This window comes from Devosia sp. (assembly GCF_017307565.1).
Taxonomy (GTDB): Bacteria; Pseudomonadota; Alphaproteobacteria; order Rhizobiales; family Devosiaceae; genus Devosia.
The window spans coordinates 1-18,029 of sequence record NZ_JAFKHD010000346.1 but is presented as its reverse complement, the minus strand read 5'-3'; the positions used below and the strand labels follow the sequence as shown (position 1 = coordinate 18,029).

Below are 18,029 nucleotides of genomic sequence, written 5' to 3'. Positions count from 1 at the left end.
AATGTGAAGACGCCGAAGAGAATCCAGTATTCCATTGGGAACTAGGCCTCGGTGATTGAAGGATCGGCTTCGGCATCGTCCACATTCTCGCCGGCCAGGCGCAGAAAGATGCGCTCGAGCGAGAACAGGCACATGAGGACGCCGGAAATCACGATCGGAAGATAGGTGAAGGCCTGTGGCAGGCCGATGACCGGAATGCGAACGCCAAGGCCACGCCAGGCGAGTTCGCCGCCGTAAAAGACCATGCCCATGGCAAAGGCCAGAATGGCAACGTCGCTGGTCGCCCGCAGCCACGGCTTGGCACCCGGCGGCAGGAAATACAGCAGCACGTCAAAGCCCATATGGAAATTCTCCCGGACGCCAACGGCGGCCCCGAGGAAAATGAACCAGCTCATGATCATGATCGAAGCCGCCTCGGTCCATGGCGGTGACGAATTGACCACGAAGCGCATATAGACCTGGTAGGCGACGATGGCGGTCATGGCGACAAGCCCGACGCCCGCCAGCCAGAGTGAGGCGTTCGACAGCGCGCGCAGCACGGCGCTGATCTTCAAAAGCCGATCTCTCATCAGGAATTCTCCCCCGCAAGACGGCCGGGCCGACCCGAAGGTCGACCCGGCTGCAGATCAGCCTTCAGTGGCCTGGATGCGCGCAACCAGATCCTGCAGGGCGGGATCGGTGACGTACTTTTCATAGACCGGCTTCATCGCTTCGATGAACGGAGCCTTGTCGACCTCATTGATCGTGGCGCCGAGAGCTTCCACCTTGGCCTTGGACTCCACCTCCTTGGCGGCCCAGAGGTCGCGCTGGGCAGCAACGGATTCCTTGGCGGCCTCGCGGAAGAGAGCCTGGTCTTCAGGGGTCAGGCCGTCCCAGATGACCTTCGAGATCACCAGGACTTCCGGCACCATCAGGTGTTCGTCGAGGGAGTAGAACTTGGCAACTTCGGCGTGGCCGGCGGTGTCATAGCTCGGATAGTTGTTCTCGGCGCCTTCGATAACGCCGGTCTGGATGGCGGAATAGACTTCGCCATAGGGCATCGGCGTGGCATTGGCGCCGAGGGCACCGACCATGTCGACGAAAATGTCAGACTGCATGACGCGGAACTTGAGGCCCGCCATGTCCTGCGGCGAAGTGATCGGCTTCTCGCTGTTGTAGAACGAGCGCGCGCCGCCGTCGTAGAAGGCCAGCGCCACGACATCCACCTTGTCGAAGGCGGAGAGGATTTCCTCGCCGATCGGGCCGTCGAGCACATTGTGGAAGTGGTCAGCCGAGCGGAAAATATAGGGCAGCTGGGTGACTGTGGCTTCCGGCACCTGGGTGCCGAAGGCGCCGATCGAGATGCGGTTCATGTCGATCACGCCGAACTGGGTCTGCTCGATCGTGTCGGCTTCCTGCCCAAGCTGGGCGGAGTGGAACACGTCCACCGAATAGCGGCCATCAGTCTTGGCGCTCAAGAGCTCGCCGAACTTCTTGACGGCTTCCACGGTCGGGTAGCCATCAGGATGGGTGTCCGACGAGCGCAACACCGTCTGGGCGCTGGCCCCCGAAAGCATAAGGCTAGAGGCGATGACGGCCGCAGCCGCCACCTTTGGCATATGAAACATTGGTGTCCTCCCAAAATCCAACACGGCGGCTCCTCCACGAACCGCGCATGCCCGGCCGGTCTTGCCAGCCACGGACGCCGCCTCTTGCACGAGCCAGCGCCATGACTGAAACTGGTATGGAAGTGAAAGAGATGAGTCAACGTACAATTAACATCATGTTGTATGATGACTTTTGGAGAGACGAAAAAGGCGCCGCGGATTGCGGCGCCTGATCTGGCTCAATTTGAGGGACGTCATCCCGACGAAAGCGGAAAGGCCCTGCCCCGCCACAGCTTCCCGCGTTCGCGGGAATAACCCGGTGGGTGAGAAAGCGATCCCTAGATGTGGATCGCCCCGTCGCCCAGTGCGAGGGCGGCTTCGCGCACCGCTTCCGACAGGGTCGGGTGAGCATGCGTGGTGCGGGCCAGGTCCTCGGAAGCCCCCGAGAATTCCATCAGCGTCACCAGCTCGTGGATCATCTCGCCAGCGTTCTTGCCCACGATGTGGGCGCCGAGAACGCGGTCGGTTTCCACATCAGCCAGGATCTTCACAAAGCCCTGCGTAGCCAGCATGGCCTTGGCGCGGCCATTGGCGGTGAAGGGGAACTTGCCGATCTTGTAGTTGACGCCGGCAGCCTTCAGCTCGTCTTCGGTCTTGCCGACGGAGGCGACTTCCGGATTGGTGTAAACCACCGACGGGATGGCGGCGTAGTTCACGTGCCCAGCCTGGCCAGCCAGGATTTCAGCAACGGCAATGCCTTCGTCTTCGGCCTTGTGCGCCAGCATCGGGCCGGCAATCACGTCGCCAATGGCATAGATGCCGTCGACCGAGGTCTTGTAGTGGCCGTCGACATGCACGCGACCACGCTCGTCGAGCGACACACCGGCGAGATCGAGGCCCAGGCCTTCGGTGAACGGCTTGCGACCGATGGCGACCAGCGCCACGTCGGCATCGAGCAGTTCGACTTCGCCACCCTTGGCGGGCTCGACGCGAACCTTGAGCGCGCCATTGTCCTGCTTGTCGATGCCGGCAACCTTGCTCGAAAGCTTGAACTCGATGCCCTGCTTCTGCAGCATGCGCTGGAACTGGCGGGCAACTTCACTGTCCATGCCCGGCAGGATGCGGTCGAGATATTCGACGACGGTCACCTGCGAGCCGAGGCGCGCCCAGACCGAACCCAGCTCAAGCCCGATGACGCCAGCGCCGATGACGAGCAGACGGGCCGGCACCTTGTCGAGCGTCAGGGCACCCGTGGAAGTGACAACGGTCTTTTCGTCGATCTCGATGCCCGGCAGATTGGTCGAAACCGAGCCGGTGGCGATGACGATGTTCTTGGTCAGCACTTCGGTCTGCGGACCGGACTGCGGGGTCACCAGAACCTTGCCGGCGGCGGGGATGGAGCCGATGCCGCGGAACACAGTGATCTTGTTCTTCTTGAACAGGTAATCGACGCCGCCAACGTTCGAGGCGACGACGTCTGCCTTGTGGTTCATCATCTGCGGCAGGTTGAGAACCGGGGCAGGAATGTCGATGCCGAGCGTCTTGAAGCTGTGGCCGGCTTCTTCAAACAGCTCGGAGGCGTGGAGCAACGCCTTGGAGGGGATGCAACCGATATTGAGGCAGGTGCCGCCCAGGGTTGGCCACTTCTCGACCACGGCGACCTTCATCCCGAGCTGTGCGGCGCGAATGGCGCCCACATAGCCGCCGGGGCCGGAGCCGATAACTACTAGGTCGAATTGGTCTGCCATGATTTCAAAGCCTCAGAAAAGATTAGCGCTGCTGTGCCAGCGCGACGCGAACGGCCAACGCCAGGAATGTAATGCCGGTGACCCGATTAAACCACCGGCCGACTCGGAAAAAGCCCTGTCGCACCGAAGGGGTCGTAAAGAAAACCGACACCAATGCGAACCAGGCAAAAAGCATAAGACTCATGCTGCCCACATAGATGATCTTGATCTCTCCTGGGGTGTGGATCGACACCAGCGATGTGAAGAGGGCAAGGAAGAAGAGTACGGCCTTGGGATTGAGCAGATTGGTCAGGAAACCGAGCGCGAACGCGGCCATGTCCCCACGGCGCGCCTGCGTGGCGTCAAGCTCGGTCGGCGGCTGCGGCGGCGGGCTGCGGAGAGCCGCGATTGCCAGCCACACGAGATACGCTGCACCCAACCACTTGAGAATATTGAACAAAAGCAGCGACTGCCCAACGATCACGCCAACGCCCAGCAGGGTATAGGTGCCGTGGACCAGGATCGATGTGGCAATGCCGGCTGAAGTGAAGAGCGCCGCTCGGCGGTCGTGAACCACGGACTGTCGCAGCACCATGGCGAAGTCGGCGCCGGGGATCACGGCATTGATCCCGAAGGCGAGCATCAGGCCGGCAAATTCGAACCAGGGAAAGGTCATGTTCCGCACCGCGAAAGTAAGCGAGGCAAGGGTTACACCACCGGCACCCGGGCGGCAATGCGGCGCCCGGCAAGGCCCCCTGCCCTAGAACGCCGCCCCGAAGAAAAGCAGCCCCAGCCCGATGGCCGAAATGAACCAGATGCCCGAGCGCAGGAAGGCGATGTCGATGAAATAGGCTGGCAGATAGACCCAGCGCGCCCAGAACCAGATCTGCACGCCCCACTGGGTCAGCGCATCAGACCGGCCGGAGAGTTCCACAGCCAGGGCAAGAGCGATAAAGATCGGATAGGTCTCAAGAAAGTTGCGCAGGGCCCGATTGCCGCGGCCGGTCCACTTGTTGGGCTCTCGCTCATCGTCACGCGGCGTCGCGGCATGCTTCACGCCATAGTCGAGCCGATAAATGGTCGATTGCACAAAGAGATAGGCGCCTGCCAGCACGGCGCTCCAGATGACGAGGGTGAGTTCGATGCTCATGCTATTTCCTTGGTGACCTCTGACTGACTACGGAACGCGGCCGGTCCCGGATCAGTTTGCGCAGCCGGCAAAATCGAAGACGTCACCCGGCTCCCCGTCGAACTCGAGGGACCGATGGGATGAATACCAGATCGTCGCTGCCAGTTGCGTCAGCAGAACCTGCCGTGCTGGCGGTCCGTCCATCTGCTCCGGCATGCGCTCTATCCCGGCCTCGGCCAGCACATAGGCCGTGTTGTTCTCCGCTTCGGTGAAACGGCAAATCTCGTCTCCATCGGGCTGGCACGGCCCTTCCACGCTCCAGAGCGGGGTCGAATAGCCATTGGGCCACATGATCGCGCCGGTCAGTTTAGCACCCGACTTGAGACCGAGGATAAAGGAGGCCGTCTGGTTTGCTGGCGCATCGCGCGGCACCGGCTGGAACTGCAGCATCCATCCGTCTGCCTGGGCATAGCGCGCGTTTTCGAAGGAGCAATCCGGCGCCGCCATGGCGACGCTCGATCCGCAGATCAGCATGAAAACCGGTAGCCAGCGCATGACCACTCCCCCTGCCCTCAGAGGAGTTTAGGCGAGCCGCGGGCCATGACAAGCGGGATCAGGAAGAGGCGGAGATTTCCTGCGCGCGCTTCAGCGGCGCGGGCAATTGCTGGTCGATATCGAGGGCGCCGGAATCGACCTGCTCGAGGAAAGCCCGGCAGAAGCTGTTCTTGTCGGGCGCCTGGTTATAGGCCGACATGATCTGCGAACCGCCATAGGTCTCGGCCGCGCGCTGCTGGCCTTCGGCGGCCCCGCCCAGGCTGTTGATGACGCGGTCGGCAAGATCGAGGAAGCCGATATTGCGCAGATACCAATTTTCGGCGGCGGTCTTGTAGGCGCTGTCGAGGCCGGTGTTTTCGTAGCAATGGGTGGTCATGGCCTGCACGATGGCCTGCGAGCCGTGGAAGGCCATGAGCTCGCCAATGAGCTGATTGTTGGCTGTGGTATCGTCCTGTGCATGAGCGGGGATAACCAGGCTCACAAGGGAAACGGCCAGGGCCAGACAGGAACGCAAACCACATCTCCGGTGCGTGTAACAATGATACGACAGCGCTATGCTTAGGGGGTGTATGCGCTAACAGACTGTTAACGTCGAGCACAGCCCACAACACGGTTTGGTTAGCGCATGAAAAAAGGCCCGCCGAAGCGGGCCTTTCCTCGAAAAATTTGATTGACCCTTAGAGGTCGAGCACGAGGCGCTCGGGCGCTTCCAGGCTTTCCTTGACGCGGACCAGGAACGTCACGGCTTCCTTGCCGTCGACGATACGGTGGTCATAGGAGAGCGCGAGATACATCATCGGACGGATGACGATCTGGCCGCCGACGACGACCGGGCGCTCCTGGATCTTGTGCATGCCAAGAATACCAGACTGCGGCGCGTTGAGGATAGGCGTGGACATCAGCGAGCCATAGACACCACCGTTGGAGATGGTGAAGGTGCCGCCCTGCATGTCGGCCATCGACAGCTGACCGTCGCGCGCCTTCTTGCCGAGGTTGGAAATTTCCTTCTCGATCTCGGCAATGCTCATGGTGTCGGCATTGCGCACGACCGGAACCACGAGGCCCTTGTCGGTACCAACGGCGACGCCGATATGGGCGTACTGCTTGTAGATCAGGTCATCGCCATCGATCTCGGCGTTGACGGCCGGGATTTCCTTGAGGGCGTGAACGACGGCCTTGGTGAAGAAGCCCATGAAGCCCAGCTTCACGCCGTGCTTCTTCTCGAACAGTTCCTTGTAGGAATTGCGCAGGTCCATGACCGGCTTCATGTCCACTTCGTTGAACGTCGTGAGCATGGCAGCGGTGTTCTGCGCGTCCTTGAGGCGACGAGCGATCGTCTGGCGCAGGCGGGTCATCTTGACGCGTTCTTCGCGCTCGGCATCGCCTGCCGGGCTGGGCGAACGCGGCGCGGCCGGAGCCGGTGCAGCAGCGGGCTTGGCCGGAGCGGCAGCAGCAGCCGGAGCCGTGGTGGCGCGCGAAAGCGCGGCCAGCACGTCTTCCTTGAGCACCTGACCGGACTTGCCCGAACCGGCAATGTTGCCGGCGTCAATGCCGCTTTCGGCGATCAGCTTCTGGGCCGAGGGAGCCGGAGCGCGGTCGGTGGCCTTGATCGGCTCGGGACCGGCAGCATTGGCAGCCGGAACTTCAGCCTTGGCCGGAGTGGGAGCAGCAGCGGCGGCGGGAGCCGAGGCCGCGGCGCCTGCGCCGGCAGCAATGGCACCGAGCAGCGCGCCCACGTCCACGGTGTCACCGGGGTTGGCAGCGATGGCTTCGAGCACACCGGAGGCAGGAGCCGGCACTTCGATGGTCACCTTGTCGGTTTCGAGTTCAACCAGAGGCTCGTCAGCGTTGACGGTGTCGCCAACCTTCTTGAACCACTGGCCGATGGTGGCTTCGGTAACGCTTTCGCCCAGCGTCGGCACACGGATTTCTGTCGACATTGTTTGATCCTTTTATCTTGCGCTTACTTGGCGAAGGCTTCGTCGAGGAATGCCTGGAGCTGAGCCAGATGCGTGCGCATCAGGCCAGTCGCCGGCGAGGCAGCGGCCGGACGGCCGACATAACGGACGCGCTGATATTCGCGGCCCATCTGGTCGAACACCCATTCCACATAGGGCTGGATAAACGCCCAGGCGCCCATGTTCTTCGGCTCTTCCTGGCACCAGACGACTTCCGCATTCGGGAAGCGGCTGAGCTCGTCCAGCACGGCCTTGGCCGGGAACGGATAGAGCTGCTCGACGCGCAGCAGATAGACGTCGTCGACGCCCTTCTTTTCGCGGTCTTCGAGCAGGTCGTAATAGACCTTGCCCGTGCAGAGCACGACGCGACGGATCTTCTCGTCGGAAACGAGCTTGATCGTGGTCTTGGGCAGGCCGGGCGCTTCGGCATCGTCCCAGAGGAGACGGTGGAAGCAGGAGTCTGGGCCGAGCTCGACGAGGCCGGAGACGGCGCGCTTGTGGCGCAGCAGGCTCTTGGGCGTCATCAGGATCAGCGGCTTGCGGAACTCGCGCTTCAGCTGGCGGCGCAGGATGTGGAAGTAGTTGGCTGGGGTCGTGCAGTTGGCGACCTGCATGTTGTCTTCGGCGCAAAGCTGCAGGAAGCGCTCGGGGCGTGCGGAGGAGTGCTCCGGGCCCTGCCCTTCATAGCCGTGCGGCAGAAGCATCACGAGGCCCGACATGCGGAACCACTTGCGTTCGCCCGAGGAGATGAACTGGTCGATGACGACCTGCGCACCGTTCACGAAGTCGCCGAACTGCGCTTCCCACAGGGTCAGCGCGCGCGGCTCGGCCAGCGAGTAGCCATATTCGAAACCAAGCACGGCTTCTTCGGAAAGCATCGAGTTGATGACTTCGTAGCGCGCCTGGTTGGCATCGAGATTGTTGAGCGGTGTGTAGGTCTTGTTCTCGACCTGCTGGTCATTCAGCACCGAGTGGCGCTGGCTGAACGTGCCGCGTTCGCAATCCTGACCGGAAAGGCGAACCGGGTGACCTTCGGTGACGAGCGTACCGAAAGCCAGAGCTTCGGCCGTCGCCCAGTCGATGCCCTCGCCCGACTCGATCGCACCGAGGCGATTGTCGAGGAAGCGCTTGACCGTGCGGTGCACGTTGAAGTCGGCCGGAGCCTGGGTGAGCTTGGTGCCGATCTCGGTGAGCTTTTCGAGGGCAACACCGGTCTCGCCACGGCGCGGACCTTCGTCATCGGCGGGCTTGAAGTTCTTCCAGGCGCCGTCGAGCCAATCGGCCTTGTTCGGGCGATAGTCCTGGCCGGCTTCGAATTCGCTTTCGAGCTTGGCGCGCCAGTCGGCCTTGAGCTTTTCGACGTCTTCGGCCGAAAGCAGACCCTCGGCAACGAGCTTTTCCGAGTAGATTTCCAGCGTCGTCTTGTGGCTGCGGATGCGCGAATACATCAGCGGCTGGGTGAACGCAGGCTCATCGCCTTCGTTATGACCGAAGCGACGGTAGCAGAAGATATCGAGCACGACCGGGCGGCCGAACTTCTGGCGATATTCGACAGCGACCTTGGCACCAAAGACCACGGCTTCGGGATCGTCGCCGTTCACATGCAGAACCGGCGCCTCGATCATCTTGGCCACGTCGGTCGGATAGGGCGACGAACGCGAATAGATGGGCGAAGTGGTGAAGCCGATCTGGTTGTTGATCACGAGGTGGATCGAACCGCCGGTGCGGTGACCCTTGAGGCCAGAAAGACCGAGACACTCGGCAACGACGCCCTGGCCGGCAAAGGCCGCATCGCCATGGATGAGCAGCGGCAGAACCATGGAGCGGTCCGGCTTGCCTTCCTGGTCGACGTTGACCAGCTTGCCTTCGGGCGAAATGTGCTGGTCCTGCTTGGCGCGCGACTTGCCCAGCACGACGGGATCGACGATCTCGAGGTGCGACGGGTTTGCGGTCAGCGACAGGTGAACCTTGTTGCCGTCGAACTCGCGGTCGGACGAAGCACCGAGGTGGTACTTCACGTCGCCCGAACCCTCGACGTCGTCGGGGTAGAAGGCGCCGCCCTTGAATTCGTGGAACAGCGCGCGGTGCGGCTTGCCCAGAACCTGGGTAAGGACGTTGAGACGGCCACGGTGGGCCATGCCGACAACGATGTCCTTGATGCCCAGGGCACCGCCGCGCTTGATGATCTGCTCGAGCGCCGGAATGGCCGCTTCACTGCCGTCGAGGCCGAAGCGCTTGGTGCCGGTATACTTGACGTCGAGGAACTTCTCGAAGCCTTCGGCCTCGATCAGCTTGTTGAGGATCGCCTTCTTGCCTTCGGCAGAGAAGGTGATTTCCTTGTCCGGACCCTCGATGCGTTCCTGAATCCACTGCTTGGCTTCAGGATCGGAGATGTGCATGAACTCGATACCGACCGTGCCGCAATAGGTACGTTCGAGGATCGCCAGCATTTCCGGGAGCGTCGCGTATTCGAGACCCAGATAGTTGTCGATGAAGATCTTGCGCGAGAAATCGGCGTCGGTGAAACCGTAGCTGCGCGGATCGAGTTCCGGCGCCGGTTCATCGGCCTTGAGCTTGAGCGGATCGAGATCGGCATGCAGGTGACCGCGCATGCGATAGGCGCGGATCATCATGATGGCGCGGATGGAGTCGCGCGTGGCCTGCAGCACCTCGGTGACGGTGGGGGCGGGCTTACCTTCGGCGGCAGCCTTCTTGGCCACAGCCTTCTCGGTCTTTACCGCAACCTCGGCCCAGTTACCGTCCAGCGCGGAAACCAGCTCGCCGCTTGCCGGCTGCGGCCAGTCCTTGCGGCCCCAGCTCGGGCCGGCTGCGTTCTTCTCGGCGACGCCATCGCTGTCATCAAGCCGGGAGAAGAAGCTGGACCACGTCGCATCGACGCTGTTGGGGTCCGCTTTGTAACGGGAGTAGAGTTGTTCGATGTAGTCGGCGTTCCCCCCATAGAGGAACGAGGTCAGTAAGAACGCGTCGTTCTTTTCCTGTCGTGTCATCGCTTTTTGCGCAGGACCTTGCGTCCTGTCATCCTTCTCAACAAACCAGCGGAGAACCGGTTCTAACTGCGGTCACCCATTGCGGGGGATATTGACCGCTTTTCCTTTGTATCTTGTTAAGACTTACGGCGCCCGTGAGCAGGCGCCGTACTCACACTACAATTTTTCTTGTCTACTGGCAGGCGTAACACTGAACCGTGACCGAAGCGCGACCAACATTGGTCGCATAGGGGTAATTTCAGTCGACACCACCCCCATCGGACCTCCCCCTGAAAGGGAGGAGAAACCGATCGGGGCCTTGGCCAAATCGAAGCCCCACCCACCGCGCTATCCCTCCCCCATCCGGGGGGAGGTTAGGCGGAAGGTAGCCCGACTTTAGCCCTTGAGCACTTCCACAAGCGTGGTGCCCAGACGCGCCGGCGACGGCGAAACGCGGATGCCCGCAGCTTCCATCGCAGCGATCTTGGACTCGGCATCGCCCTTGCCGCCGGAAACCACGGCGCCGGCATGGCCCATGGTACGGCCCTTGGGAGCGGTGCGGCCGGCGATGAAACCAGCCATCGGCTTCTTGCGGCCCTTCTTGGCTTCGTCGATGAGGAACTGAGCCGCATCTTCTTCGGCCGAACCGCCGATTTCACCGATCATGATGATCGACTCGGTAGCGTCGTCAGCCAGGAACATTTCGAGGACGTCGATGAATTCGGTGCCCTTGACCGGGTCGCCGCCGATGCCGACAGCCGTGGTCTGGCCGAGGCCTTCATTGGAGGTCTGGAACACTGCTTCATAGGTAAGCGTGCCCGAACGCGAAACAATACCCACCGAACCCTTGCGGAAGATCGAACCCGGCATGATGCCGATCTTGCATTCTTCCGGCGTCAGGACGCCCGGGCAGTTGGGGCCGAGGAGACGCGACTTGGAGCGATCGAGGCGAGCCTTGACGCGCACCATGTCCATCACCGGGATACCTTCGGTGATGCAGGTGATGAACGGGATTTCCGCATCGATGGCTTCGATGATGGCATCGGCTGCGCCGGCAGGCGGCACATAGATGACCGAAGCGTCAGCGCCGGTGCGTTCCTTGGCTTCAGCGACGGTTGCGAAGATCGGCAGGGTTTCGCCACCAGCGCCGGTCCAGGTTTCGCCACCCTTCTTGGGGTGGATACCGCCGACCATCTGCGTGCCGTAGTAAGCAAGCGCCTGTTCGGTGTGGAAGGTACCGGTCTTGCCGGTCAGGCCCTGAACGAGGACCTTGGTATTCTTGTTGACGAGAATCGACATGAGTAAGGGTCCTTCAGTTAGCCGTTGATCGCCGCGACGATCTTCTTGGCGGCGTCGTCGAGATCATCCGCAGCGGTGATCGCCAGACCCGACTCGTTGAGGATCTTCTTGCCCAGTTCGACATTGGTACCTTCGAGGCGCACGACCAGCGGCACCTTGAGACCCACTTCCTTCACGGCTGCGACCACGCCTTCGGCGATGACGTCGCACTTCATGATGCCGCCGAAGATGTTGACGAGGATGCCCTCGACCTTCGGGTCAGCCGTGATGATCTTGAAGGCTGCAGCCACCTTCTCCTTGCCGGCGCCACCGCCGACGTCGCAGAAGTTTGCCGGCTCCTTGCCGTAAAGCTTGATGATGTCCATGGTCGCCATGGCAAGGCCAGCGCCGTTCACCATGCAGCCGATATTGCCGTCGAGCGCGACATAGGCGAGGTCCCACTTCGAGGCCTCGATTTCCTTGCTGTCTTCTTCGGTCTCGTCGCGGAGCGCCTTGATGTCATCGTGGCGGAACAGGGCGTTGCCGTCGAACGACACCTTGGCGTCGAGAACGCGCAGGTGGCCATTGGTCATGACGATCAGCGGGTTGATTTCGAGAAGAGCCATGTCCTTCTCGCTGAACGCCTTGTAGATGATCGGGAAGAGCGTCTTGGCGTCTTCGGCGGCAGCGCCGTCGAGCGCCAGGGCAGCAACGATCTTGGCGGTGTCTGCGGCGGTCACGCCGGCTTCGGGATCGATCGCGATGGTGTGGATCTTTTCCGGGGTGTCATGGGCGACAGCCTCGATGTCCATGCCGCCTTCGGTCGAAACGACGAAAGCCACCTGACCGACGGAACGATCGACCAGCAGCGAGCAGTAGAGCTCGCGGGCGATATCGGCGCCGTCTTCGATATAAAGGCGGTTCACCTGCTTGCCGGCATCGCCGGTCTGGGCGGTGACGAGGGTGTTGCCAAGCATTTCCTTGGAGAAGGCGACAACGTCTTCGATCGAACGGGCCAGGCGCACGCCGCCCTTGGCATCGGGACCGAGTTCCTTGAACTTGCCCTTGCCGCGGCCGCCGGCATGGATCTGGCTCTTGACCACATAGAGCGGGCCGGGCAGCGACTTGGCTGCAGCTTCAGCTTCGTCGGCCGAGAAAATGGCGACGCCAGCAGCAACGGGCGCGCCATATTCCTTCAGCAGCGCCTTGGCCTGATGTTCATGGATGTTCATTGAATTCCCCTTGGGTGGGCAGAGATGATCCGGCCAATTCCAGAGACCGGAAAGGGAGAAGCCGCTGGGGCTACCAGCGGCTTTTCTGTTTCTTACGCCAGCTTTGGCGCGATTTTCTTACAGGCCGCGATAAGGCCTTCCACGGCCTCCACGGACTTGTCGAAGGCCTTTTGCTCGGCCGAGTTGAGCGAGATCTCGATGACCTTTTCCGCGCCGCCGGCGCCGATCAGCACGGGGACGCCGACATAGGTGTCCTTGACGCCATATTGGCCGGAGAGGAAGGCAGCGGAGGGCAGGATGCGCTTCTTGTCCTTGAGGTAGCTTTCGGCCATGGCAATGGCGGAAGCAGCCGGGGCGTAGAAGGCCGAACCGGTCTTGAGCAGCGAAACGATCTCGGCGCCGCCATCACGGGTGCGCTGGATGATTTCGTCGAGGCGTTCCTTGGTGATCCAGCCCATCTTGACGATGTCGGTCAGCGGAATGCCGGCAACGGTGGAGTAGCGGGCGAGCGGCACCATGGTGTCGCCGTGGCCGCCGAGCACGAAGGCGTTGATGTCTTCGACCGACACGCCGAGTTCGTCGGCGATGAAGTGGACAAAGCGAGAGGAGTCGAGCACGCCAGCCATGCCGATGACCTTGTTGGTCGGCAGGCCGGAGAACTTCTGCAGGGCCCAGACCATCGCGTCGAGCGGGTTGGTGATGCAGATGACGAAGGCGTTCGGAGCGTACTTGGCAATGCCGGCGCCGACCTGTTCCATCACCTTGAGGTTGATTTCGAGAAGGTCGTCACGGCTCATGCCCGGCTTGCGCGGCACGCCGGCGGTGACGATCACGACGTCAGCGCCTTCGATGTCCTTGTATTCGGACGTGCCCTTGATGACCGCGTCGAAGCTCTGCGAAGGAGCGGACTGGGCGATGTCGAGGGCCTTGCCCTGCGGGACACCATCAACCACGTCGAACAGAACGACGTCGCCAAGTTCCTTCTGGGCTGCGAGAAGGGCGAGAGTACCGCCAATCTGACCCGAGCCAATGAGTGCGATCTTCTTACGCGCCATAAGTCTTCATCCCGGACTGCGTTGATTTCGGGCACGTCTTAACCCTACCGGGCAAACCGGGCAAGTGAACCCTTCGTCGTAATGGCGCAAATCGCCTTGCCGAAGGGCGATGGGGGTATGCCAAACGGGCATGTGGAGCCTAAGCCCCCTCCTCCACCCGCGCCGCATCGCGAAGGCCCTTGGCGAGGTATTCTTCCGACTGCATCTCGTTGAGGCGCGAAATGGTGCGCTGGAACTCGAAGGCGGTCTTGTCGTCGAGCCCGAGCTGTTCGAGCGGCACCTCGAAACTGGCGGCGAGTTTCACCCCGCGATCATAGAGGCTGTCGATCAGAAGGATGAAACGCTTGGCAGCGTCCGACTTGGTCCGATCCATCTGCGGGATGCCGTCGATGACAAGCGAATCGAACTGATGGGCAATGCGCACGAAGTCGCGCGTGCCGAGCGGCTTTTCGCAGAGGTCGGAAAAGTTGAAGCGCGCCGCGCCCATGGATTGCAGCGGCACCGGAATATGGCGGCCAATGCTTTCGACTGTGCCGGGATGACCGGGCTCGCCACCGGTGATCCGCAGCCAGAGCTTGTCCATGGTAGCGCGCGTGTCGGCGCCAAAGGCGTAGACCTGCTGGCCGGCGAATTTCAAACGCCGATAGTCCTGCTCTGATAGCAGTTCCACGACCTCGGTTTCTTCCTTGAGCCGCGCGATGAACGGCAGGAAGAGCTGGCGGTTGAGGCCATCCTTGTAGAGCTGGTCGGGCACCACATTGGAAGTGGCGATCAGGGTAACGCCACCGGCAAAGAGTTTTTCGAACAGGCGATCGAGCAGCATGGCATTGGTGATGTCATGCACGTGGAACTCGTCGAGGCAGAGTACGCGCAGGCCAGACTTGAGAATGGGCTTGGTGACCGCTTCGACCGGATCGGCGTCTTCGTTCTTGCCCCGGGCCGCCTTGCGGAAGGCAGAAATCCCGACATGCACCTCGTCCATGAACTCGTGGAAGTGCACGCGCCGCTTGTGGCGCGTCGGCAGCGCCGCGAAGAACAGGTCCATGAGCATGGTCTTGCCGCGCCCGACCTCGCCCACGAGATAAAGGCCGCGTACAGGCTTTGCCTTCCCGCGCAGGCCCAGAAAACTCTTGGGCCTGGCGACGCTGAGGTCGTGCAGCACCCGGTCAAAATGCGCCGTGGCATCGAGCTGCGCCGGATCGCTCGTCAGCGCGCCGCGCGCGACAAGGTCGAGATAGGCTTTGTGGACTGGGCCCTGGGGGGAGAAGGTCATGGGCAAAGTTCCGATGCCGAGACAATCACGGTGTCACTCCCGCAAAGGCAGGACTCTCCGTTCAAACAGAGGCCCCCGCTTTCGCGGGGGTGACATGGTGAGTGAGGCTGGACCGTAGGAGGTCAAGAAAAGGCCGGTCGCACAGGACCGGCCCAAAAATCAACGCGACATCGAGATCGCCTGGCCGCCGCCCATGGTGCCGATATAGCGGCCGCCCGAGGGAGCGAGGAAAGCGGCGATGTTGCCGTTATCATCATAAAGCTGCAGCTGGCTGCCAACCTGCTGCCAACCGGTCACGCCCGCGATCTGGGCGACGGTGCACCCCGGCGACGAGGCGCGGTAATAGTTGGTGCCGGTCTTGGCGGTCATGGGCAGGTTGAGCTGGCAGGTGGTTGCGCCCGCCGAAACCGTCCACACGCCTTCCGGACCGGCCGAGAAACCAGCGGTCGGAGCGCCGACATTGACGATCGAGCTATTGGTACCCGGGGTCACGGCCGCAGTGGTCGTGGCCGGTACGCCGCCGAGAACCGGCGAGCCCGAAAGACCGGGGGCCGGCGTGCCGGTGGCACCGATTGCGGGCAGCGTACCCTGCTGCACCGAGGAAGACTGCACCGGCTGCAACTGCTGCGGCGCGCGAACGACATTCAGACCAGCCGTATTGGAAGCCGTCGACGAACAACCGGCGAGCGCCAGTGCGACGAGGCCCAATCCAATCACGGAGCCGGCTCCGCGCATCCAAACCTTCATTGGTCACTCCTGCCCGAAGGCTTAAAGGAAATTAACTCATTAGGCGGCTTATTAACCGAAGCTGCCCGTGGGTTCAACGCCCGACCCGCATAGAAAACGTGTTACCGCTTTGTGGCTGTTTTAGGTGCCGGGGCGGTCCATGTCTTTCAACAGTTCTTCGAGCAGAAGCGTTGCATCGGCAGCTTCATCTTCAGGCACCTCAATGCCCACACCCTCGGCGCCAAACAGGTTCGGCACGCCGGGCAGCCCCCCATTGCGCGGTTCGAGCGGGTGGAATCCATGCGCCCGCAGCGCCACCAGAACGACGCGCGCCACGCCTTCATCGCGCACCTGGCCAACAGTGATAAAGTCCATATCGGCTCCTCTTCTCGCTCGATTGTGACCGGGCAAACCGGCCATCGCAATGCCAATCCGTGTGCAATCGAACGACTCAACGCGGTTGTGACATTGCCAAAGCGGCGTGCAAGTGATGCAGTGCGGCTAAAGTCCCGCAGGCGCAAGGTGATTTGCCTCAGCGCCAGAGAGGACGCACACAGGGAACGAGATGGGCGCCTATATCATCCGCCGTCTATTGCTGATGATTCCGACGATATTCGGCATCATGGCCGTTTCCTTTCTCATCACCCAGTTTGCCCCAGGCGGCCCCGTTGAACAGGCCCTCGCCAATCTCTCGGGCCAAAACGTCGCTCTGAGCGAGCGCGTAACCGGCGGCGGGGACGAAACCCTGTCGCAGCCACCGCAAAGCGGGCAGCAGGGCGGGCAATATCGCGGCCGCCAGGGCCTGCCGCCCGAAATGGTTGCGCGGATCGAAAAGCAGTTCGGCTTCGACAAGCCGCCGCTCGAGCGCTTTGGCGCCATGCTCTGGAATTATCTGCGCTTCGATTTCGGCGAGAGCTACTATCGCGACATTTCGGTGATCGACCTGGTGCGCGAAAAAATGCCGGTCTCGATCTCGCTTGGCCTATGGATGACGCTGATTGCGTATGGCATTTCGATTCCCCTCGGGATCGCCAAGGCGCGCCGCGACGGCTCTCGCTTCGACGTCTGGACGTCGACCGTCGTCATCATCGGCTATGCCGTGCCGGGCTTCCTCGTTGCCATCGCCCTCGTCGTGCTCTTTGCCGGCGGCAGTTTCTGGTCGGTCTTTCCGCTTCGTGGCCTTACCTCCCCCGGCTTTTCGAGCTTCCCGCTCTGGAAACAGGTGCTCGACTATTTCTGGCATCTTGTGCTGCCCATCATCTCCATGGGTCTCGGCGCCTTCGCGACCGCGACGCTGCTGACCAAGAATTCCTTCCTCGACGAAATCTCCAAGCAATATGTGGTGACGGCGCGCGCCAAGGGGCTGACCGAAAGCCGGGTGCTCTACGGCCACGTATTCCGCAATGCCATGATGCTGATCATCGCCAGCTTCCCCGGCGCATTCATCGGCGCCTTCTTCGGCGGCTCACTGCTGATCGAAACCATCTTCTCGCTCGATGGGCTCGGGCTGCTCGGCTTTGAAGCCATCAGCACGCGCGACTATCCGGTGGTTTTTGCGACGCTCTACATCTTCTCGCTGCTGGGTCTCGTCATCGGGCTCATTTCAGACCTTGCCTATATGTGGGTCGATCCGCGGCTCGACTTTGAAAGCCGCGACGTATGAGCGGCCTCGTTCTTTCCCCGCTCAATCAGCGCCGCTTAGCCAATTTCAAGGCCAATCGCCGCGGCCTCTGGGCGTTCTGGATTTTCCTCGTGCTCTTCGTGCTGACGCTGGGTGCCGAGTTCATCACCAATGACCGGCCCATCATCGTCTCCTACAAGGGCGAGTTGCTGACGCCGGCTTTCGTCACCTATCCCGAAGTCACCTTCGGCGGCTTCCTCGCGACCACCGACTATCGCCAGCCCTTCATTGCCGACGAGATCGCCGCCAATGGCTGGGCTCTGTGGCCGCCGGTCCGCTTCAGCCATGATACGGTGGATGGCTATCTCCCCTCCTCCGGCACCAATCCGCCGAGCTGGATGCAGAGCTGGGACCAGTTCTGTTCGCGCTACCCCGGCGGCACCGCCGACCCCAATTGCCACCTCGGCAATTATCATTGGCTGGGCACCGACGATCGCGGCCGCGACGTGCTGGCGCGCCTCGTCTATGGCTTCCGGATTTCCATCCTCTTCGGCCTGATCCTCACGGTCGTTTCGTCGGTCATCGGCGTGTTCGCCGGGGCCGTGCAGGGCTATTTTGGTGGCTGGCTTGACCTTGTGGCGCAGCGCCTCATTGAAATCTGGACCTCGATCCCGGCGCTCTACCTGTTGCTGATCATCTCCAGCGTCATCGCGCCCAGCTTCTGGGTACTGCTCGGCATTCTGCTGCTGTTTTCCTGGGTATCGCTGGTGGGCATCGTGCGCGCCGAATTCCTGCGCGCCCGCAACTTTGAGTATGTGAACGCGGCGCGCGCGCTCGGCGTCTCCAATGGCGTTATCATGTGGCGGCACCTCCTGCCCAACGCCATGGTCGCAACGCTCACC

17 protein-coding genes are annotated in these 18,029 nt (G+C 61.9%); 2 read left to right on the top strand and 15 right to left on the bottom strand.

Going from position 1 to position 18,029, the window contains the following annotated elements; all coding sequences use genetic code 11:
- Positions 1–41: 41 nt before the first annotated feature.
- The 15 genes from J0I64_RS13695 to J0I64_RS13625 form a co-directional block, all read right to left on the bottom strand.
- Positions 42–569, bottom strand: coding sequence for a TRAP transporter small permease (locus J0I64_RS13695; protein ID WP_291409145.1), 528 nt, complete (start codon positions 567–569; stop codon positions 42–44).
- Positions 570–626: 57 nt separating this feature from the next.
- Positions 627–1,607, bottom strand: coding sequence for a TRAP transporter substrate-binding protein (locus J0I64_RS13690; RefSeq protein WP_291409143.1), 981 nt, complete (start codon positions 1,605–1,607; stop codon positions 627–629).
- A 317-nt stretch (positions 1,608–1,924) separates the two neighbouring features.
- Complete coding sequence (gene lpdA / locus J0I64_RS13685; RefSeq protein WP_291409141.1) at positions 1,925–3,334, bottom strand: dihydrolipoyl dehydrogenase; 1,410 nt, start codon at positions 3,332–3,334, stop codon at positions 1,925–1,927.
- 22 nt (positions 3,335–3,356) lie between these two features.
- A complete protein-coding gene (locus J0I64_RS13680; RefSeq protein WP_291409139.1) occupies positions 3,357–3,989 on the bottom strand; it encodes a LysE family transporter in 633 nt (210 codons plus the stop codon).
- 84 nt (positions 3,990–4,073) lie between these two features.
- Positions 4,074–4,463 carry an MAPEG family protein gene (locus tag J0I64_RS13675; protein WP_291409137.1) on the bottom strand — a complete coding sequence of 130 codons (390 nt, stop codon included), beginning with the start codon at positions 4,461–4,463 and terminating at the stop codon, positions 4,074–4,076.
- 51 nt (positions 4,464–4,514) lie between these two features.
- Positions 4,515–4,997 (bottom strand): hypothetical protein, encoded by a 483-nt coding sequence (locus tag J0I64_RS13670; protein WP_291409135.1) that lies wholly within the window; start codon positions 4,995–4,997, stop codon positions 4,515–4,517.
- A gap of 58 nt (positions 4,998–5,055) precedes the next feature.
- Positions 5,056–5,511 carry a hypothetical protein gene (locus tag J0I64_RS13665; protein ID WP_291409132.1) on the bottom strand — a complete coding sequence of 152 codons (456 nt, stop codon included), beginning with the start codon at positions 5,509–5,511 and terminating at the stop codon, positions 5,056–5,058.
- A 163-nt stretch (positions 5,512–5,674) separates the two neighbouring features.
- Positions 5,675–6,937, bottom strand: a complete 1,263-nt coding sequence (gene odhB, locus J0I64_RS13660) for a 2-oxoglutarate dehydrogenase complex dihydrolipoyllysine-residue succinyltransferase (RefSeq protein ID WP_291409130.1) — start codon at positions 6,935–6,937, stop codon at positions 5,675–5,677.
- Between the two features lie 23 nt (positions 6,938–6,960).
- Complete coding sequence (locus J0I64_RS13655; protein ID WP_291409128.1) at positions 6,961–9,963, bottom strand: 2-oxoglutarate dehydrogenase E1 component; 3,003 nt, start codon at positions 9,961–9,963, stop codon at positions 6,961–6,963.
- Positions 9,964–10,338: 375 nt separating this feature from the next.
- Complete coding sequence (sucD, locus tag J0I64_RS13650) at positions 10,339–11,241, bottom strand: succinate--CoA ligase subunit alpha (protein ID WP_291409126.1); 903 nt, start codon at positions 11,239–11,241, stop codon at positions 10,339–10,341.
- Positions 11,242–11,258: 17 nt separating this feature from the next.
- A complete protein-coding gene (gene sucC / locus J0I64_RS13645) occupies positions 11,259–12,452 on the bottom strand; it encodes an ADP-forming succinate--CoA ligase subunit beta (protein ID WP_291409124.1) in 1,194 nt (397 codons plus the stop codon).
- Positions 12,453–12,544: 92 nt separating this feature from the next.
- Positions 12,545–13,507: a malate dehydrogenase gene (gene mdh, locus J0I64_RS13640; protein WP_291409122.1), complete on the bottom strand. Its 963-nt coding sequence runs from the start codon at positions 13,505–13,507 to the stop codon at positions 12,545–12,547.
- Between the two features lie 139 nt (positions 13,508–13,646).
- Complete coding sequence (gene zapE / locus J0I64_RS13635) at positions 13,647–14,780, bottom strand: cell division protein ZapE (protein ID WP_291409120.1); 1,134 nt, start codon at positions 14,778–14,780, stop codon at positions 13,647–13,649.
- A 159-nt stretch (positions 14,781–14,939) separates the two neighbouring features.
- Positions 14,940–15,527: an AprI/Inh family metalloprotease inhibitor gene (locus J0I64_RS13630; RefSeq protein WP_291409118.1), complete on the bottom strand. Its 588-nt coding sequence runs from the start codon at positions 15,525–15,527 to the stop codon at positions 14,940–14,942.
- A gap of 120 nt (positions 15,528–15,647) precedes the next feature.
- Positions 15,648–15,881 carry a hypothetical protein gene (locus tag J0I64_RS13625; RefSeq protein WP_291409116.1) on the bottom strand — a complete coding sequence of 78 codons (234 nt, stop codon included), beginning with the start codon at positions 15,879–15,881 and terminating at the stop codon, positions 15,648–15,650.
- A 190-nt stretch (positions 15,882–16,071) separates the two neighbouring features.
- Here J0I64_RS13625 and J0I64_RS13620 point away from each other — a divergent pair, with 190 nt between their 5' ends.
- Complete coding sequence (locus tag J0I64_RS13620) at positions 16,072–17,169, top strand: microcin C ABC transporter permease YejB (RefSeq protein WP_291409114.1); 1,098 nt, start codon at positions 16,072–16,074, stop codon at positions 17,167–17,169.
- Positions 17,166–18,029: ABC transporter permease (locus J0I64_RS13615; RefSeq protein WP_291409112.1), on the top strand; the 864-nt coding region annotated here is incomplete at its 3' end. The genes J0I64_RS13620 and J0I64_RS13615, both read left to right, overlap by 4 nt.